The sequence below is a fragment of the Phytohabitans rumicis genome, from assembly GCF_011764445.1.
Taxonomy (GTDB): domain Bacteria; phylum Actinomycetota; class Actinomycetes; order Mycobacteriales; family Micromonosporaceae; genus Phytohabitans; species Phytohabitans rumicis.
In genome coordinates, this window is the sequence record NZ_BLPG01000001.1 from 9,574,715 (window position 1) to 9,590,364 (window position 15,650).

Annotated in this window: 13 protein-coding genes; 3 read left to right on the forward strand and 10 right to left on the reverse strand. The window is 71.3% G+C overall.

The features are described from left to right. The first annotated feature begins 39 nt into the window (after positions 1 to 39). The gene (locus Prum_RS43365) at positions 40 to 2,457 is read left to right on the forward strand and encodes an ATP-binding protein (protein WP_173083185.1); all 2,418 of its coding nucleotides are present in this window, start codon (positions 40 to 42) and stop codon (positions 2,455 to 2,457) included. A gap of 17 nt (positions 2,458 to 2,474) precedes the next feature. Here the strand turns inward: Prum_RS43365 and Prum_RS43370 are convergent, their stop codons facing one another. The 5 genes from Prum_RS43370 to Prum_RS43390 form a co-directional block, all read right to left on the reverse strand. Next, positions 2,475 to 6,269 carry a P-loop NTPase family protein gene (locus Prum_RS43370; RefSeq protein WP_173083186.1) on the reverse strand — a complete coding sequence of 1,265 codons (3,795 nt, stop codon included), beginning with the start codon at positions 6,267 to 6,269 and terminating at the stop codon, positions 2,475 to 2,477. Further along, positions 6,266 to 6,487: a hypothetical protein gene (locus Prum_RS43375; RefSeq protein WP_173083187.1), complete on the reverse strand. Its 222-nt coding sequence runs from the start codon at positions 6,485 to 6,487 to the stop codon at positions 6,266 to 6,268. Before Prum_RS43375 ends, Prum_RS43370 begins: the two co-directional genes overlap by 4 nt. A gap of 148 nt (positions 6,488 to 6,635) precedes the next feature. Next, entirely contained in the window at positions 6,636 to 6,965 is a 330-nt protein-coding gene (locus Prum_RS43380; protein WP_173083188.1) for a S1 family peptidase, read from the reverse strand. A gap of 21 nt (positions 6,966 to 6,986) precedes the next feature. Then, the gene (locus tag Prum_RS43385) at positions 6,987 to 7,304 is read right to left on the reverse strand and encodes a trypco2 family protein (RefSeq protein ID WP_173083189.1); all 318 of its coding nucleotides are present in this window, start codon (positions 7,302 to 7,304) and stop codon (positions 6,987 to 6,989) included. A gap of 277 nt (positions 7,305 to 7,581) precedes the next feature. Next, a complete protein-coding gene (locus Prum_RS43390) occupies positions 7,582 to 9,057 on the reverse strand; it encodes an RNA polymerase sigma factor (protein ID WP_173083190.1) in 1,476 nt (491 codons plus the stop codon). A gap of 199 nt (positions 9,058 to 9,256) precedes the next feature. Between Prum_RS43390 and Prum_RS43395 the strand changes: the two genes are divergently transcribed. Next, positions 9,257 to 9,664: a hypothetical protein gene (locus tag Prum_RS43395; RefSeq protein WP_173083191.1), complete on the forward strand. Its 408-nt coding sequence runs from the start codon at positions 9,257 to 9,259 to the stop codon at positions 9,662 to 9,664. Positions 9,665 to 10,200: 536 nt separating this feature from the next. Here the strand turns inward: Prum_RS43395 and Prum_RS43400 are convergent. After that, complete coding sequence (locus Prum_RS43400) at positions 10,201 to 11,061, reverse strand: alpha/beta fold hydrolase (RefSeq protein ID WP_173083193.1); 861 nt, start codon at positions 11,059 to 11,061, stop codon at positions 10,201 to 10,203. Between the two features lie 410 nt (positions 11,062 to 11,471). Between Prum_RS43400 and Prum_RS43405 the strand changes: the two genes are divergently transcribed. Next, positions 11,472 to 11,744, forward strand: a complete 273-nt coding sequence (locus Prum_RS43405) for a hypothetical protein (RefSeq protein WP_173083195.1) — start codon at positions 11,472 to 11,474, stop codon at positions 11,742 to 11,744. 243 nt (positions 11,745 to 11,987) lie between these two features. Here the strand turns inward: Prum_RS43405 and Prum_RS43410 are convergent, their stop codons facing one another. The 4 genes from Prum_RS43410 to Prum_RS43420 form a co-directional block, all read right to left on the reverse strand. After that, positions 11,988 to 12,515, reverse strand: coding sequence for a GNAT family N-acetyltransferase (locus Prum_RS43410; RefSeq protein WP_173083197.1), 528 nt, complete (start codon positions 12,513 to 12,515; stop codon positions 11,988 to 11,990). A 269-nt stretch (positions 12,516 to 12,784) separates the two neighbouring features. Beyond that, positions 12,785 to 14,323, reverse strand: a complete 1,539-nt coding sequence (locus Prum_RS43415) for an FAD-dependent monooxygenase (protein ID WP_281369107.1) — start codon at positions 14,321 to 14,323, stop codon at positions 12,785 to 12,787. Further along, the gene (locus tag Prum_RS53000; protein ID WP_246278499.1) at positions 14,320 to 14,511 is read right to left on the reverse strand and encodes a hypothetical protein; all 192 of its coding nucleotides are present in this window, start codon (positions 14,509 to 14,511) and stop codon (positions 14,320 to 14,322) included. Before Prum_RS53000 ends, Prum_RS43415 begins: the two co-directional genes overlap by 4 nt. Further along, positions 14,511 to 15,641: a serine hydrolase domain-containing protein gene (locus Prum_RS43420; RefSeq protein WP_246278500.1), complete on the reverse strand. Its 1,131-nt coding sequence runs from the start codon at positions 15,639 to 15,641 to the stop codon at positions 14,511 to 14,513. The genes Prum_RS53000 and Prum_RS43420 overlap by 1 nt, the downstream gene beginning before the upstream one ends. Positions 15,642 to 15,650 lie beyond the last annotated feature (9 nt).

The following is a 15,650-nucleotide window of genomic DNA, read 5'->3' on the forward strand; positions in this document are numbered from 1 at the left end:
TGGCACCGAAACGCTGCTCGCCGCCATCGACTGGACGCCATGACCGAGACGCCTGAGGGGACCGGCGAGCCCGTGCCGCCGTCTCCGTCCACCGTGTCCGGCAGCGGCCTCGTGGCTGGCGGCGACGTGCGGCTGGTCGGCACGTACGTGGCCGGCCGGGACCTGATCATCCACCAGCACCCGCAGCAGCCGGTCGCCGCGCCGAGCGGCATCCACATGCTGCCCGCCCACGTGATCGACTTCGCCGGTCGCGACGACGACATCCGGCAGGCACTGTCCTGGTTCGAGGCCGGCAGCGGCAGCCGGCAGGCGGTCCCGGTGCTCGCTATCGCCGGCAAGGCTGGTGTCGGCAAGACCACGCTCGCCGTCCACCTTGGACATGAGCTGGCCGACCGCTACCCGGATGGCCAGCTCTACGTCAACCTGCGCGGGGTGGAGGCCGAGCGGCTTGACCCGGCCGAAGTGCTCAGCGGGTTCCTGCGCGCCTTCGGCGTCGCGGGCGCGGCGATCCCGCAAGAGCTGGAAGAGCGGGCCAGCCTGTACCGGCAGTTCCTGTACGACCGGCGGATGCTGGTCCTGCTCGACAACGCCGCCAGCGAGGCCCAGGTGCGGCCGCTGCTGCCGGGCAGCCCCGGCTGCGCGGTGATCGTGACCAGTCGGCCATTGCTGACCGCATTGCCCGGCGCCCGCCTGCTCACCCTCGATGTGATGCCGCCGGCGCAGTCGATCGACCTGCTCGCGAAGATCCTGGGAGAGTCCCGGGTGGCCGGCGGCGAGTCCGCCGCGGCTGAGATCGCCGAGCTCTGTGGCCACCTGCCACTGGCGCTGCGGATCGCCGCCGCGCGGTTGGCCGCCCGTCCCCGCTGGCCCTTGACCCATCTGGCCACACGGCTACGCGACGAGGGCACGCGGATCGCCGAGTTGAGAGCAGGTGATCTTGAAGTGCGTGCCGCCTTCGCGCTCAGCTATGAGGGCCTCGCCGAAGCCGACCGCCAGGCGTTTCGCCGGCTCGGCCTGATCCGCGCCTCCGACTTCGCCGCCTGGGTGGCCGCCGCGGTCCTCGACACCGACGTCCCAACCGCGGAGGAGGCGCTGGAACGACTGGTCGATGCCCAACTGCTCGAATCGGACGGCTTCGACGCCACCGGCCAGCCCCGATACCGGTTCCACGACCTGCTGCGCTCGTTCGCCCGGGAGCGGATGCGCGCCGAGGAGGAGCCGGCCGAGCTGGGTGCGGCGAGCGGCCGGTTTCTCGGCGCGTACCTCGCGTTGTCCAAGCGCGGCCTGTACCTGCTGGCCCCCAACAGCAAGCGCGATCCGCTCGCCAGCCGGGCGACCCAATGGCCGCCACCCGGGCTCGACATCGACGAGCTGATGCGCCCCACCCCGTTCAGCTGGTTCCTGGTAGAAACGCAGGGGATCGTGGCGGCGGTGACCCAGGCGTACGAGGCCGGCCTGTGGGACATGACCTGGGAACTGGCCGATCCGCTGCATTTCCACTGCCGCGTGTTCGCCCTGTGGAAGCCTTGGACGACGACTCACGAACTCGCCGTCGAGGCCGCCCGGCGGGCCGACAACCCCCGCGGCGAGGCGTTCATCCTGCGCAACCTCGGCAACGCCTACCGCGATGCGGGCCTGCCGGCGAAGGCGGTCGCCTGCTACGAGGCCAGCCTCGACCTCGGGCGCCGGCTCGACAGCCGGCTGATCCAGGCGGCGGCGCTCAACGGAGCCGGCGAGGTCACCCTCGACCGAGGCCGGTTGGTGACCGCCCGCTCATACCTCGAGCAGGCGCAGGCCGCCTGGACCGATGCCGAGGACTGGACCGGCGTGGCCTACGGGCACACCCACCTCGCCGTCGTCTACGCCGACCAGCGACTCCTCGACCAGGCCGAAGAGCACGCCGCCGAGTCGCTGCGGATGCAGACACAGTTCCGCGACCGCAGCGGCGAAGCGTACGCGCGGATGACCCTCGGCCGGATCGCCCGGCTGCGCGATCGGCCCGCGGACGCCGTCGCGGCGTACGAGCGGTGCCTGGAGATCTACGCCGAGATCGGCGAGCGGCTCGGCGCGGCCGACGCGCGGGTCAGCATGGCGCAGGCACATCGCGACCAAGGCCGCCACGAGGAGGCCGCGCGGCGGCTGGACGAGGCGATTACCACCTACCTCGACTTCGGCGGCGGCAGGCGCCGGGCCATCGCGTTCACGGTCCTGGCCGCCCTCGACCGTGACGAGGGGCGACTGCAGGCGGCGGCGGAACGGCTCGCGGAGGCGATCGCGGTACTCCGCGGCGCCGACGACATCCTCAACGAGGCACGCGCCCAACTGGAGTTGGCCCGGGTGCGGCACGCCGCAGGCGACGCCGGAGCGCAGGAGGCAGTCGCGGCGGCCATCAGCGGGTTCGAGCAGGCCGGCTCGCCCGAGGTGGACGAGGCCCGAGCCCTGGCCGAGCGGGTTTGACAGCGTCCTTCCAGGGTTTAGCTGAGGTGGAGTACCTCGTCGGCCACGGCGACGAGCACGGCGGGAGCGACCGCGGCCAGGGCATGCATCGGTGTCGCGTCGTAGAACAGCATGCTCCGCGTCGGGTAGTCGTGGAACAGCGCGGTGGCCAGCAGGCGGTGCGCGTTCTCGGGTCCGGCGGCTATGGCCAGATCGAGCAGTGCGCGCAGCCGGAGGTCCGGCTCGCCGACGAGTTGGACCTGCGCCTCGGCCAGCCCGAAGAGGCTGCGGGCCCGGCCGGAGTCGCCGGCGGCGGCCGTGATCTTGAAGATCTTGACCAGCAACCGGAGACGGTCCAGGGGGTCGGCGGACGAGACGGCGAGTGCCACGGCGCGGTCGGTGTCGCGCGTCGCGGTGACCGCCGCGAACGCCTGGCGGATCACAAACTGCCGTTCCCTCGGGTCCGCCGTGGTGTCGATCAGGGCCACGACCTTGGTCGCGAGGGCCTTCGCGGCGTCGCCATGGGCCAGGCGTACCAGTTCGACAAGCGTGGTGGCACGCCAGTACGGGTTGTCGATCAGGTCGGCGGCCGCCTCCGCGCCGTCGGCGAGGGTTCTCGCCCGGTCGGCGTCTCCCGCGGCGGCCGCCGACTCGGCCAGCGTGGCAAGCGTCCGGGCCCGCTGGCGGGGGTCGGAGATGGTGGCGGCGAGTGCCTGCGCCTGGTCGACGTCGGGAGCTGCCTCGGCGATCCGGGTCAGCGCGCGGTCGCGCGCGTCGGGGTCGCGGATGGTCCGGACCAACGCCTCCGCCCGTGGCACGTGGTCGAGGTCGGCGAAGGTCTCCGCGACAGCGGTCAGCGCGCTCGCCCAGTGGTTTCCGAGCGAGCGGGTCAGGGCCTCCGCGCGGTCGAGGTCGCCCGCCTCGGCGACGGCGATGGCGACTCTCGCAATCGCCCCCGCACGGGTTTCGCTGCCGGACAAAGTACCGGCCAGCTCCTCGGCCCGGTCGAGGTCGCCGGCCCGGATCGCGGCGTCCACCAAGCTTGCGTGATCGCTCTGGGACGCCTTGCCGCTCGGGTTGGTCGACCGGGACGCGGCCTGGGCTCGGGCCAAGGCTTCGGCGACGTCGGCGACCGCCTTGGCCCGCGTCTCCGGGTCGCGGATAACGGCGGCCAGTGCCGACGCCCGGTCGAACTCGCCCAGCCCCGCCAGCGGTCGGATCAGGTCGACGACGACCTGTGGGGCGGAAGTGGCGTCGGATCGAGCGACTCGCTCCGAGTCCGCTGCCAGCGCGGCAGCGCGCGGTTGACCGGCCTTGGCCGCGTACTCGGCGATTTCTGCCAGGGCTTGTGACCGGCGGCGCGGGTCGCTGGCCGCACGCGCCACCTCCTCGGCCCGGTCGATGTCGCCGATCCTGGCCGTGGTCGCCGCGAGCCTGGCTAGCGCGTTCGACGCGGTGTCCACGCTCCACCGCGAGGACTCGACGGAGCGCGCGGCCCGGTACGCCCGCTCGGTCAGCCGTGCCACCCGTTCGGTGTCACCCGCCGCGGCCGCCGGCGGGATCAGGTCGGTCAGGGTCCAGGCCCGTCCGTACGGCACAGGGATCGAGTTGGCGACGCGCTCGGCGGCATCGAGATCACCGAGGTCGACAAGGACCGTGACCAGCTCGTTCAGCACCCGCGACCCGGGTATCTCGCCGGTCTTCGGATCCCACAGCATCCGGCGCAGGCCGGCCGCCCGTCCGATTTGGCCCGCGCGGGCGTACACCCGGACCAGGTCGTAGAGGACGGCCTCCTGAAGCTTGGGATGGATGGACTGCTCGGCTCCGGCCGCGGCCGCGTCGGCCAGCGTGACCGCCCGCTCGGTCTCGCCAAGTGCCGCGAGCGCCAGGGCGAGGCCCGCCTGGGCCACCGCCCGCCAGTCCCGGTCGGTGATCCCGCCGGCTATCGCCTCGGCGCGTTCGACGTCGCCGAGGCCGGCGATGGTCCGGGCCAGCGTGGCGTACACGCCTTCGCGGTCGTCCTGGTTTTCGATGGTCGCGGCCACCGCCTCGATACGCGCCACCAGCGCGGCCACCTCGTCGGCGTCGCCGGCACCCGCGGCCCGCTTCACCAGGTCGATCAGGGCGTCGACGCGTTCGCCGGCGTCGCTGATCGAGGACGCGGCGGACTCGGCGAGACGGGCGAGCCGCGTGGCGTGTCCGGCGTCGCCGGTCGCCGCCCGCATCCTGGTGAGGGTTGCGAACCGCACCGCCCGGCTGCCTTCGTCCGAGATCGAGACGGTGAGCCGCACGGCCTGATCGAGGTCGCCGCGCCGGGCCCAGGCGCCGGCAAGGTACGCGAGCGCGGCGTCGCGGTCGGAATCCGTGATCGACACGGCGGCCGCCTCGGCCAGGTCGGCCAGGGACGCCGCCCTGGCCTGGTCGCCGGCGCGTGCCGCAAGCGTCATGAGGTCGGCCAGGGCCCGTGACCGCCGGCCCGGTTCGGTGATCGACCGGGCGAGCGCCTCGGCCCGGTTGGGTTGCCCGAGCCTGGCCCACACACTTGCGAGCGCCTCCGGGATGCCGGTGTTGCGGCCGGCGAGGTGGTCGCGGTGGACCATCAGCCTGGCCATCGCCAGTAGATCGCTGCCACCGCCGGCGAGTACGGCCTCCTGGGCGCTGGTGACTTCGGCGAACGCCGCGCTGTCGCCGCCGGTCAGGTCCAGCATCCGGTCGTGCCGGTCGGCGTCGGTGCCGCAGCTGACCATCCGCGGCAGATCTGCGGTGGACCGCAGCAAGGAGTGGTAGCCGCCCAGCAGGTACTCCGGTGTCGTGGCCGGCCAGCCGGCGTCGCGGTACCGGTCGGCCCAGGCGTGGATGGTCTGCCGGTGCGCGGCGAGCTCGGCCTCGCCGAGCCGCCGCACCGCCGTCTGCTGGAGCTCCTCATGACCGAACAGGTAGACCTCCGGCGCCGTACCGGCCTGCCATAGGCTCAGCCGCCGGGTGAAGACGCGTCCGGCCCGTCCTTGCAGGTACGACTCCACGTCACGCCTCCGCCGGCCGGTCAGGTCGGCCAGGTCGGCGCAGCTGAGACCGCCCCCGGCGGCGGTGATCAGGCCGAGCAGCTCGGACCCGACCCGGTCGCCGTGCAAGACCTCGTCGAGCTCCCGCTCCGCCCCGGCGCGGATGTCGACCACCGCGGGGGACTGGTCGAGGCTCCGTACGACGGCGGATGCTCGGAGGGCGGCCTCGACGGAAGGATTCGGGCGGCTGCCGACGACGACGCGCATCCCGGCCGGCACCCGGTCGGGCAGCAGGTTGGCGATGCTGTGCGCGGTGCCGACGCCGGCGTCTTCGTCCAACCCGTCCACGACGAGGACGAGCCGCTTCCCGAGGCGCCGGCACGCCTCGGCCGCGTCGGTGAGCATGCCGAGCAGGTGGGCGTCCTTTGTGGACTGCGTGAGGAACACCGGCATCGGCTGTCCGAGCAGCTCGGCCAGCTGCTCGAGGACGACGTCAACGAAGGCGTCGCGGTCGTCCTGATGCGCGAGCCGGCCGGTGACGAAGAACGCCACTACCCGCACGTGCGCCGGCGGGTGCAGCACGAACCAGGACAGCAGGGCCGACTTGCCGGTCCACGCCGGAGCCCGCCACCACAGGTACGGATCGCCGTCCGACCCGATGCAGAACCGGGACAGCTCGGCGAGCTCCGCCTCCCGATCGACGAGGGTCTCCGGCGCTATCCGCCGCACCTGGTGGACGTACGCCGACCGGACCACCGGACCGGGCGAGAGGCTGATATCGGGAAGCGTGCGCTCGTGGCGGGGGACCACCACGGCCGGCGCGCCGGTCACCGCCGCCCACCCCGGGAGATAGCGGTGGACGCGGCGAGCGCGGCTTCGAGCGGTACCACCATGAGGCGGCGTTGCTGGCGGTCGGCGTCGGCGCCGACCACCACGCCGACCAGCTGCCCCTCCGGCAGCAGCACCCCGGCGCCGGACATCCCGCCCCAGCCGCTCCGCGCCACCGGTGTGGCGGTCGAGACGTCCAACGGCATCCACTGCCGGGGCAAGGGATGTCCCTGAGCTGCCGGTGGCTTGGCCTGCCCCATGGGCAGCAGCGTCCCCCAGACCTGCTCGGACTGCCGGACCGTCGCATGTGGGCCGGGCCGCCGGACTGGCGGGCCTCGTCCGGGAAGCCGACCGTCTCGCAGCCGTGCTCTACCGTGCTTCCCACGGCCACCACCCGGGCTCGGCCGAGGGCGGCGCCGCCCAGCCGGGCGCGTCGTCCGCGTCCGGCTCGACTTCAAGAATGGCCAGGTCCCAGGCGGAATCGGCGGCCAAGACCCGGGCGTTCACCCATCGGGGCGCCGGTTCACCGCGCCGGATCAAGCGAACCAGGACGCCCCCGGGACGCGGCTCCCGCGACGCTTGGGCCACCACGTGGTGCGCGGTCAGGACCCCGCGCGCGCCGATCGCCACGCCGGAGCCTGCCCGGCCGGGCCAGGCCCAGACCTCCGCGAGCCGGCTGTCCCACAAGCGCTGAGCCACGGCCGGCTACCCGTCAGCCGGCTACCGGCCCGGTGCGGGCTGGTCGCCTGAGATGTCCAAGGGACCCGGCGAACCGTCGTCGCCGTCGTGCAGCTGCGGCGTCATCGTCAAGACCAGGGTCTGTGTCCGCTCGTTGCCGGAACGCACGCCAGCGCCGGCCTCGACCACGTACCAACGGACCTTGCCGGAGCCGTCCCTGTCCAGCCTGGCCACGGTCTCCACGGTCAGCGTCACCTCGCTGGCGCGGAACCGCACGCTGCGCCCCTCACCCGATCGCCACGCGGACTCCAACTCGTCGCGCAAGGCTTCCAACGCCGCCGCGAGCCCTAGTTCCTCCACAGGAGGAGTCTACTGTGGAGGACCGCTCGGCAAGACCCGTCGCGAGGTCGTGAAGCCGACACTCAGGCGCTATCGTGAGCTGCGGCAGGCACGTCCCCACGTAATGGCGACAAGAGGCGCCGCTGGGCAGCCGCACCCCGACGGAAGGGAATGGCGGCGTGGCAGTGCGGTTGCTGGACCGCCTGCTACAGCGTCGCGTGCAGGTACTTCGCGACGGACTCCGGGCCGACCGAGGCGCAGCGGCACCAGTCGACCAGTGTCAGGTCGTAGGCCCGCATCAGGCCGGCGAGACCGGCCGCCGCGTTGCCGACGGCGCCCGACTCGCTGGCGTAGCGGCAACAATGTCGTGGCTGCACGGGTTGGCAAGTGTCCGGTGTGGGCTGTCGTCGGTGGTGCCGTCGGCCGCCGTGCCCCGCACCCACCAGACGATCCGTACGTGGCGCAGGCCGGTGCGGCTGCCGCTGGCGGTGCTGCGCGTGGTCGCGGTCATGGCGGCGCTCTGGGGGGCGGACTCGGTGGCGGGCCGCCAGTAGAGACGACTCGAGGTCATGGTGCGGTTGGCGGTGGCGTCGGCGAAGAGCGTGTACGTCGCCCCGTCCGAGCCGCACCGTACGTCCCCGCTCGCCGTGACGGCGAACGCGGGCCGGCGTTCGCTTGTGGATGGTGTCGGGCTGTCGGGCTCTGGTGTGGACAGTGGACCGGTCGGGTCCGGTATGGATGATGGGCCGGATGACGAGGCGGCCGGTGAGGGCGGTGCGGCCGAGGGCGCGGTCGACGGCGGGGGCGCCACGGGTGCGACCGGTAGTGTCGGTGGACCCGCGGACGCCGATGTGGACGGTGCCGGCGGCGCGGATCCGCTCGCCAGGTCGGGCGGTGGCGTGGTCTTCCCGGGCCGGGTCAGCACGATCACGACCAGCATCGCCATGGCCGCCGCGGCTCCGGCCGCCGCCAGCGTGCTTCGCCGCCGCCGCGCCGCAAACCCGTCGCGGTCGAGCCGGACATCCGGCGGCCCGGCCGGGCGCCACGAGGCGGCGGGCAGCACCGCGAACGGCGCCGCTACGTACCCGGTCAGCAGCGCCGCCGGGCTGAGCAGCGCGGCACGGCTCGCCACGCAGCGGGCGCATCCATCGACGTGGCGGCCGAGCCGCTTGCGCAGCCGCGGGGTGAGCCGGCCGTCCCACCCGGGGACCAGCTCCCGCAGCCCCGGGCAGGCCGCCGCCCGCGCGACGAGCAGCACGCCGAGCGCGCGCTCCAGCTGGGAACGGGCCCGGGACAGGCGGGCGTGCGCGTGGTTGGCGGAGACGCCGAGCACCGCGCCGATGTCCGCCGCTGACAGTCCATGCCGAAGCGCCAGCTCGATCACCTCGCGGTCGCCGTCGCCGAGCCCGGCCGCCGCTGCGTGCACGAGCTCGCGCACCTCCGCCGCCCGCACACCCGCGCCGAGATCGGCGGTGTCCGCGGTGGTGTCGTCGAGCTCGGCGGGCGACTCGCGCCGCCGGTCGCGGATCTGGCGCAGGCACTCGCGCCGGGCGATCGCGTACAGCCACGGCAGGAGCCGCTCCGGCTCGCGCAGCTGCCCGGCCCGCCGGCCCGCGATGACGAACGTGTCCTGCACCGCGTCGGCGGCCGCGTCCGCGTCGCGCAGGGTCGCCCGGCAGTACGCGTACAGCCGGGGCGCATAGCGGCGGTAGGCGCCGTCGAGACCCCGCGGGTCGCCGGCGACCATCGCCGCCACAAGCCCACGGTCGTCCATCTCCGGCACGGTAGCTCCCCTCGCACCCGAGCCGTGGCCCCGAAGATCACGCCCCGGGGCCACCCTGCCTATGGAATGCCAGAGGGTACAGAAGCGGCTGTCGCGATCCCGACAGGTGGAAGTTGTTGGTGGTAGCGGCCGGCATATCTCTCACCGGTGTCCGGCACCACACCCGGGCACCGACAGATCGGAGAAAGTCATGCCTGTCATCCACGCTCCTTGGGCCCTGCGCGGGGCGGCCCGAGCCGCGGCAGCCGCCGCGTTCGCGATAGCCCTGCTCGCTGGCATCCCGCCTACGGCGACGGCTGCACGCCCGACGGCGGCGGCCAGCACGACGGCGACCGCGGCCAGCCCAACCGAAGTCCAGGCGACCAAGGCGAGACTGCTGGCCGCCATCGAGCCGTGCGCGACCCGAGTGCCACGCAACGACGTCGTCGCGTTGGGCCAGTGCACGCGGGACCTCGCCGTACCCAACGCCGAACCCAGCCAGGGCATCATCGACTTGATCTACACCTTCCTGTACTGCCTGTGGTTGCAGTGGGACGACGGCACCTGGGACGGCCCGTACCCGACCGTCGGAGCCTGTATGGAGGTGCACGGGTACTAGGCACAGGTCGCTGGCGGACTCGCTCGACGAACGTTTCGGCATCCTCCATACGGCCAGCCAGTCGAGCGTCCTTCCCGATCTCCTTTGCAGGTCGAGCGCCGCCAACCGAACGGCTGGCACATGTGGGCCGCGTCGGCCGCTGCCTGGCCACGGATACCAGGCGGCGGCCGGCAGCGGACCCGGCCCACACGTCAGGCTCACGCTCAACCCAGACCCGGCACCTACACCCTGCCCACCAACTACTACGACCGCACCAGCCGAATCCCTCGCCGGCACGTCCAGCCTTCCCAACCGGGTCGTAGCCCGCGGAGCCTCCCGTCAAGCTCATACAGGAAGATCGGACGGTGTGCGTGGTCCGGACACCTGCTGCGCCACACATGCGCCCAGCACGAGGAATCGGTGCGCACGTCGACAGCTCACGCAGGCCGGCGGGTTGCTGCACTTCACGACTTCACCGGTGCGTACGTGCACGTGGCGGGCGCGTAGTCACGCCTGTCGGGCCTGGTTGGTTAGTGCGCGACGAGGTCGAGCCGGGGCTAGGTAGCGGGCGGTGCCGCGCGGCGGGCGAGGAATGCCTCCACAGTCGCCGCGAAGGTGGCTGGGTCGTCCACCCAAGGGAAGTGCCCGGCTCTGGGCAGCACCGCCAGGTCGGCGTTGTGGAGAAGGGCGGCCAGGTCGCGTACGGCCGCGGACGTTGGCCAGATGTCGTACTCACCGACCACCAACAGCACCGGCACCGTGAGCGCCGCGAGCCGTTTCGGCAGCGTCGGGTCCGGTTCGAAGCCGGTGTAGAACCCGTCCGTGGCCGGCTGGGCGAATTGGGCGGGCTCGGCGGCGGCCTGCGCCTGGGCCGCGGCGTCCCACCGCCCATACAGCAGCGGCGCCGACAGCCAGCGGTACCGCTCCAGGTCCTGCGGCGATGTGGCCTCGGCGCGCAGGGCGGCGACCGCGTCGGCGTACCACGGCTCATGCTCCCGTCGGGCCAGCACCTCGTCCACGCCAAGGTCGGACTGGATACCAACCACGCGCAGGGACGGATCGATCAGCACAAGACGGTCGAGCCGGTGCGGATGCTCGGCCGCGTACAACAGGCAGATCCCACCGCTCGCCGAGTGTCCAAACAGGTCAATCCGATCCAGCCCAAGGTGGCCGCGCAGCGCCTCGACGTCCTCGACGAGCCGGTCGACCTGGTACGTCGTGGGATCCCGCGGGGCCCGCGACGCGCCCGTGCCGCGGTTGTCCAGCAGGATCAACGTCCGGTGATCGCTGAGACCGCCCAACTCACCGAGGTACTCGACGGCCTGACCCGGACCACCCGGGACGCACACCAGGGGCGGACCTGAGCCGACCACCCGATATGCCAGGTCCGTGCCGTCCCAGGAGCGAAAACGCAGCATGCGACCCAAGTCTGCCACGAACCCTGGCGAGGTAAGACCACGTTGGCTACGGTCACCGCGCCGACAGCTCCGCGCACGATCAGTGCCAGCAGATGCCGCCAGCCGGCCGCCTCGGTGTCCTGACGGTCCGCGTGGAACACGACGCTTGTCGGCCGGGTCGCGACGGAATGGCCGACGCGGCGGCAACGGTCGCGGGCCGGACCGCCCGCACTGGGTCCGACCGCTTCCGCGAAGACCCTGAAGGTGGGTTATGAGGGACAGAGCCTTGCAGGCTGTGGTCCTCAACGCCCTGGAACTCAGGTGGGAAAGCGCGGTTCGAGTGTCGAGCCGAGAAGCTACGGCTTCCTTGAGCGACGACAATGCCATCATGCTCATACATACCGGCCGCACCCCGCACCCAAGAGGTTCAGATGCTCTACCAGAGCCCTGCTGACTATTGCGCCGAGTACGCCAAAGCGCATAACCGCAACAAAACTGATGAATTCGGCGCCGTGTCCACACTGGAAAAGGTGACTGTCGTCAGCGAGACCCCGGACACGGCGCGGGTCGAGGCGCTCTGGTTCACATGTGGCCACGACCCGGATTCCGGGTACTACGACGTTTTTGAGCGCACCGCCTTCGTCCTGGTCAAGCGGTACAACGGGTGGCGCCTGCACTCCGAAGAAGATCTCGGCTACGAGTGACAACTGATTAGCATCTCCGACCCTGCACTCCCCGCCTGTCCATCCTCTGACCAGGTTTCTTCGCGGCTACCTCGTACGGAGCCTGTCTTGATACTTCGGGTGGGGATGGCACGGGCACGGCAAGGTTGGTGAGTGTGTAGCCGAGGGCTCTGTGTTGATGTCCAGAGTGGATTCGACGCTAGTACGGCAGCCCGGGATCGTTATGTAGATGATCGACGATGTAATGGGTGGAGTGGGTGCTGGTCAGCCGAGTGACCGTCGGTATCGCACGATGGTCCGTAGGACGCCGCGTGTCTTGTCCTGCTTGACTGCCTTGTCCGCCAGCCAGCCGTTCGCTTCGTAGAAGCGCCGAGCCCGGTGATTTGTCTCCAGTACCCACAGGGTCGCCTGTCGATAGCCAGCCTCGCCCAGCGCGTTGACGGACGCTGTCATGAGCAGCGCGCCGACGCCCGCGCCCCAGACGGCCGGCAGAAGGTAGATGGCCGTGATCTCGCCGACCGTGAGCGGGTCGGCGTCCTGGTCTCGTGTCGGGCACAGATCGGCGAACCCGACGATGCCATCGTCGTTGTCAGCCACCAGCGTCGCGGAGCGTGGCCAGTCCGCTTCGGCCAGGATCCGCTCCCATACCTCGCGCCGCCGGCCTGTTTCCTGACTGTCCGGATCGTCCTGGGGCAACAGTCCTTGATACGCCGCCCGCGATGAGGCCACGTGTACCACGGCTATCGCCAGCGCGTCGGTGACATCGGCACGACGAACCCGCATGACTGCCATCCTGGCGGACCCGCCCCGCCGAGCAAACTGGTTACCGGACCCGCCTTGACAACGACCAGCCTCCGTGATGAGTGCTGCCGGCCCAAGGTGACCGCCGCCCTGCTCAAATCAACAGCCTGACCATCGCAGCCGACCTCCCCGCCGCCGAAAACGTGGCCCGCGTAGCGGCCCCGCGAGAGGGGACCGCTGGCCGACCGAAACGTCGGCCGACGAGGCGATCATTCAGGAGCCACGCCGAGCTCGGCGAGCTCGGCGTGGCCCAGTTCCGCTTACCTGATGCGGGGTGTGCCGAACCAGCCGGAGAGTGCTTCTCGCAGCGCGGGCGCGGCGGTGTCGTCAGGTTCGTCGAGGGTTGCGGCCCAGGCGATGTGGGCGTCCGGACGGATCAGCAGGACGTCAGCCGGTCGCTGATCGGTTTTGGCGGTGTGGATGTCGACGCGATCCTGCCAGTCTCGGGTGGTCCGGCGAAGGTCTGGGCGGTCGGCGAGGTCGAGGAGGATGGGCCGTGCGGGGTGCATGAGTTCCGCGACGCTGGTGATGCCCTGGTCGGTGTGCAGGGTGAGGTTGGGGGTGAAGGTGCCGGCCAACGCGTGGTGGTGGGAGCCGGGCATCGGGTAGCGGATGTCGGTGCCGGCGACCAGCGCTCCCATCCGGCGCAGCGGCTGCTCGTCGGCGAGCAGTTCCTGGAAGACTTCCCGGAGCGCGTCAGCGGCCGGGTCGTGCCCGCGCCGCAGTGCCACCTGAGCTCGGGTGTGCAGCATGGTGCGGGTGCCGGCGAAGTGGCGTTCGTCGTGGTAAGTGTCCAACAGGCCGGCCGGCGCCTGGCCGTGGATGTCGGCGGCCAGCTTCCAGGCCAGGTTGACCGCGTCGAGCATGCCGGCGTTGAGTGCCACACCGGTGGCGGGGAACAGATGCGCCGCATCACCGGCCAGCAGGATGCGCCCGTCACGGTATCGTTCGGCCTGCCGAGCCTTGAAGGTGAACCGTGACAGCCGAATCGGTTCTCCCACCGGCAGATCCGCGCCGAGTACCCGGCGGATGCTGTCCTGGAGTTCGGTTACGGTCATCGGTGTGTCGTCGTCGTATTCGGTGGTCTCGTCTTCGATCGTGTAGAGGGAGACGACCTTGGAAGCCGGCGATGAGCCGACTCCGAGCAGACCCTGACCGGTCCGGGTGAAACCCGCGCGGATCGTGCCGAAGCCGGGGACATCGAGATCACCGTTGCCGCGCACGCTCACCGTTTCCGGCAAGGTGACCTGGGCCAGCCGGTTGACCTCGGGATAGGTGGTGCCGGGGAACGGAATGCCGGCCCAGTCACGGACCCGGCTGCGCGCGCCGTCACAACCCACGAGGTAGCGGGCGATCACCCGGTACGGCCCATCCGGTCCCCGCACGTCCACGGTCACCGCGGCGTCGTCCTGGCTCACCCCGATCACCTCGTGCCCGCGGCGGATGTCGACACCGAGTTCGTCGGCGCGTTCGCCGAGCAACTGTTCAAGCTGCTGTTGCGGCAGCGGCAGGGCGTGCATCGGGGGATCCGCCAGCTGGGTGAAGTCCAGATGCACACCGCCGAACGGGAATCGGGGCGCCGGAACGGGGCCGGTGCAGGCTGCCTCGAATCGTTCCAGCAAGCCCCGGCAGCGCAGCAGCTGAAGGATCTGCCCGCCGAGACCACCGGCCTTCGGGGTGTCCCGGCGCTGCGGCAGCCGCTCCAACACCAGCGGTCGCACACCGGCCAAACGCAGTTCAGCAGCCAGCATGAGACCTGTCGGGCCAGCGCCCACAATGATCACGTCGGCCTCTATCACTTGCCACTCCGTTCGCGGTCGTTCGTCGGCTGAGCAGACACGGTCGGTCTATCCTGCCCGCCGCAGAACACCTCCTTGACAAGCCTGTCCACCAGCGTCGGGAAGTCCTTCGCCGGGCCTCTTGTGGCCTCGTCCACCCAGGTCACCGATGCGGTCAGGGTCGTGCTGCCGTCGGGTGAGCTGTACATCAGCGCCCCGTAGCCGTGCGGGGGCTGCCGTTGTGCTGGTAGACGGTGCCGCAGTTCGGGCCCAGATCTTGCACGAACAGGCCGAATCCGTAGTTGTACTTCCCGTACGGTTTGCGCATCTCGGCCAGCAGCGGGGCCGGCAGGAGCTTGCCGCTATTCAGCGCGGAGATGAACGTGTGAAGGTCCTGGGTGGTCGAGATCAGGTCACCGGCGCCGGCCAGGAGGGAGAGGTTCTGGCGGGAGATGTCGACTACCTTCTGCTGGCCGGCCTCCTGGTAGCGGTAGTAGCCGTGGGCGTGCGGCCCGGGCAGTTGCGTCCGGTTGCCCGGCACGACGGTGCCCTTCAGGCCGAGCGGCCGCAGGATCCGCCGCTGCATCTCCTGGGCGTACGAGCGGCCGGTGACCTTCTCGATCAGCAGCAGGGCCAGCGTGTAGTTGGTGTTGGAGTAGCTCTGGTCCGCGCCCGGCTCAAACCGTGCCGGCTTGGACAACGCCAGCCGTACCAGCTCTTCTGGCCGGTAGCTGTGGAACCTGTTTTCCAGCCACTCGTCGCCGGTGGCCGGGATCCCCGGCACGACCGTCCCGTCGTCGTAGTCCTCGCCGGTGTAGTTGAACAACCCGCTGGTGTGCTGCAGCATCATCCGCACTGTGATCCGCCGGTCCAGCCCGAGCGCGGGCAGGTAGCCAGCCACCGGGGCGTCCAGCGCGATTTTGCCCTCCGCCACCAGTTGCAGCACCAGGGTCGCGGTGAAGGTCTTGGTGACGCTGCCCGCCCAGAACCGCCCGTTCGTCGGCGGCTTGGCGCTCTGGCCCAGCGTGCGCACACCGGCGCTGCCAGCCCACTCGCCCCGCTGATCGTGCACGCGCAGCTGCATCCCGGCAAAGCCGGCATCGACGAACTCCTGGATGGCCTTCTGCAGCTCTGGGCGATCCTGCACGGCAGCGGCCTTCGGCACGGTCACGCTGCTGTCCGCACTGGCGATCCCGGGTGTGGCCGCCGCGGTCAGGAGCGCGGCGGCCAGCGCCGTGACCGCCACCGGCCGCAAGACCTTGCCGCGGATGACCGAACGCTGATGCACGCCGTAAACGCGCGCCCCGGTCTCCGTGGTCGCGGGGGATTGGGTTCTCATTCCTCGTCC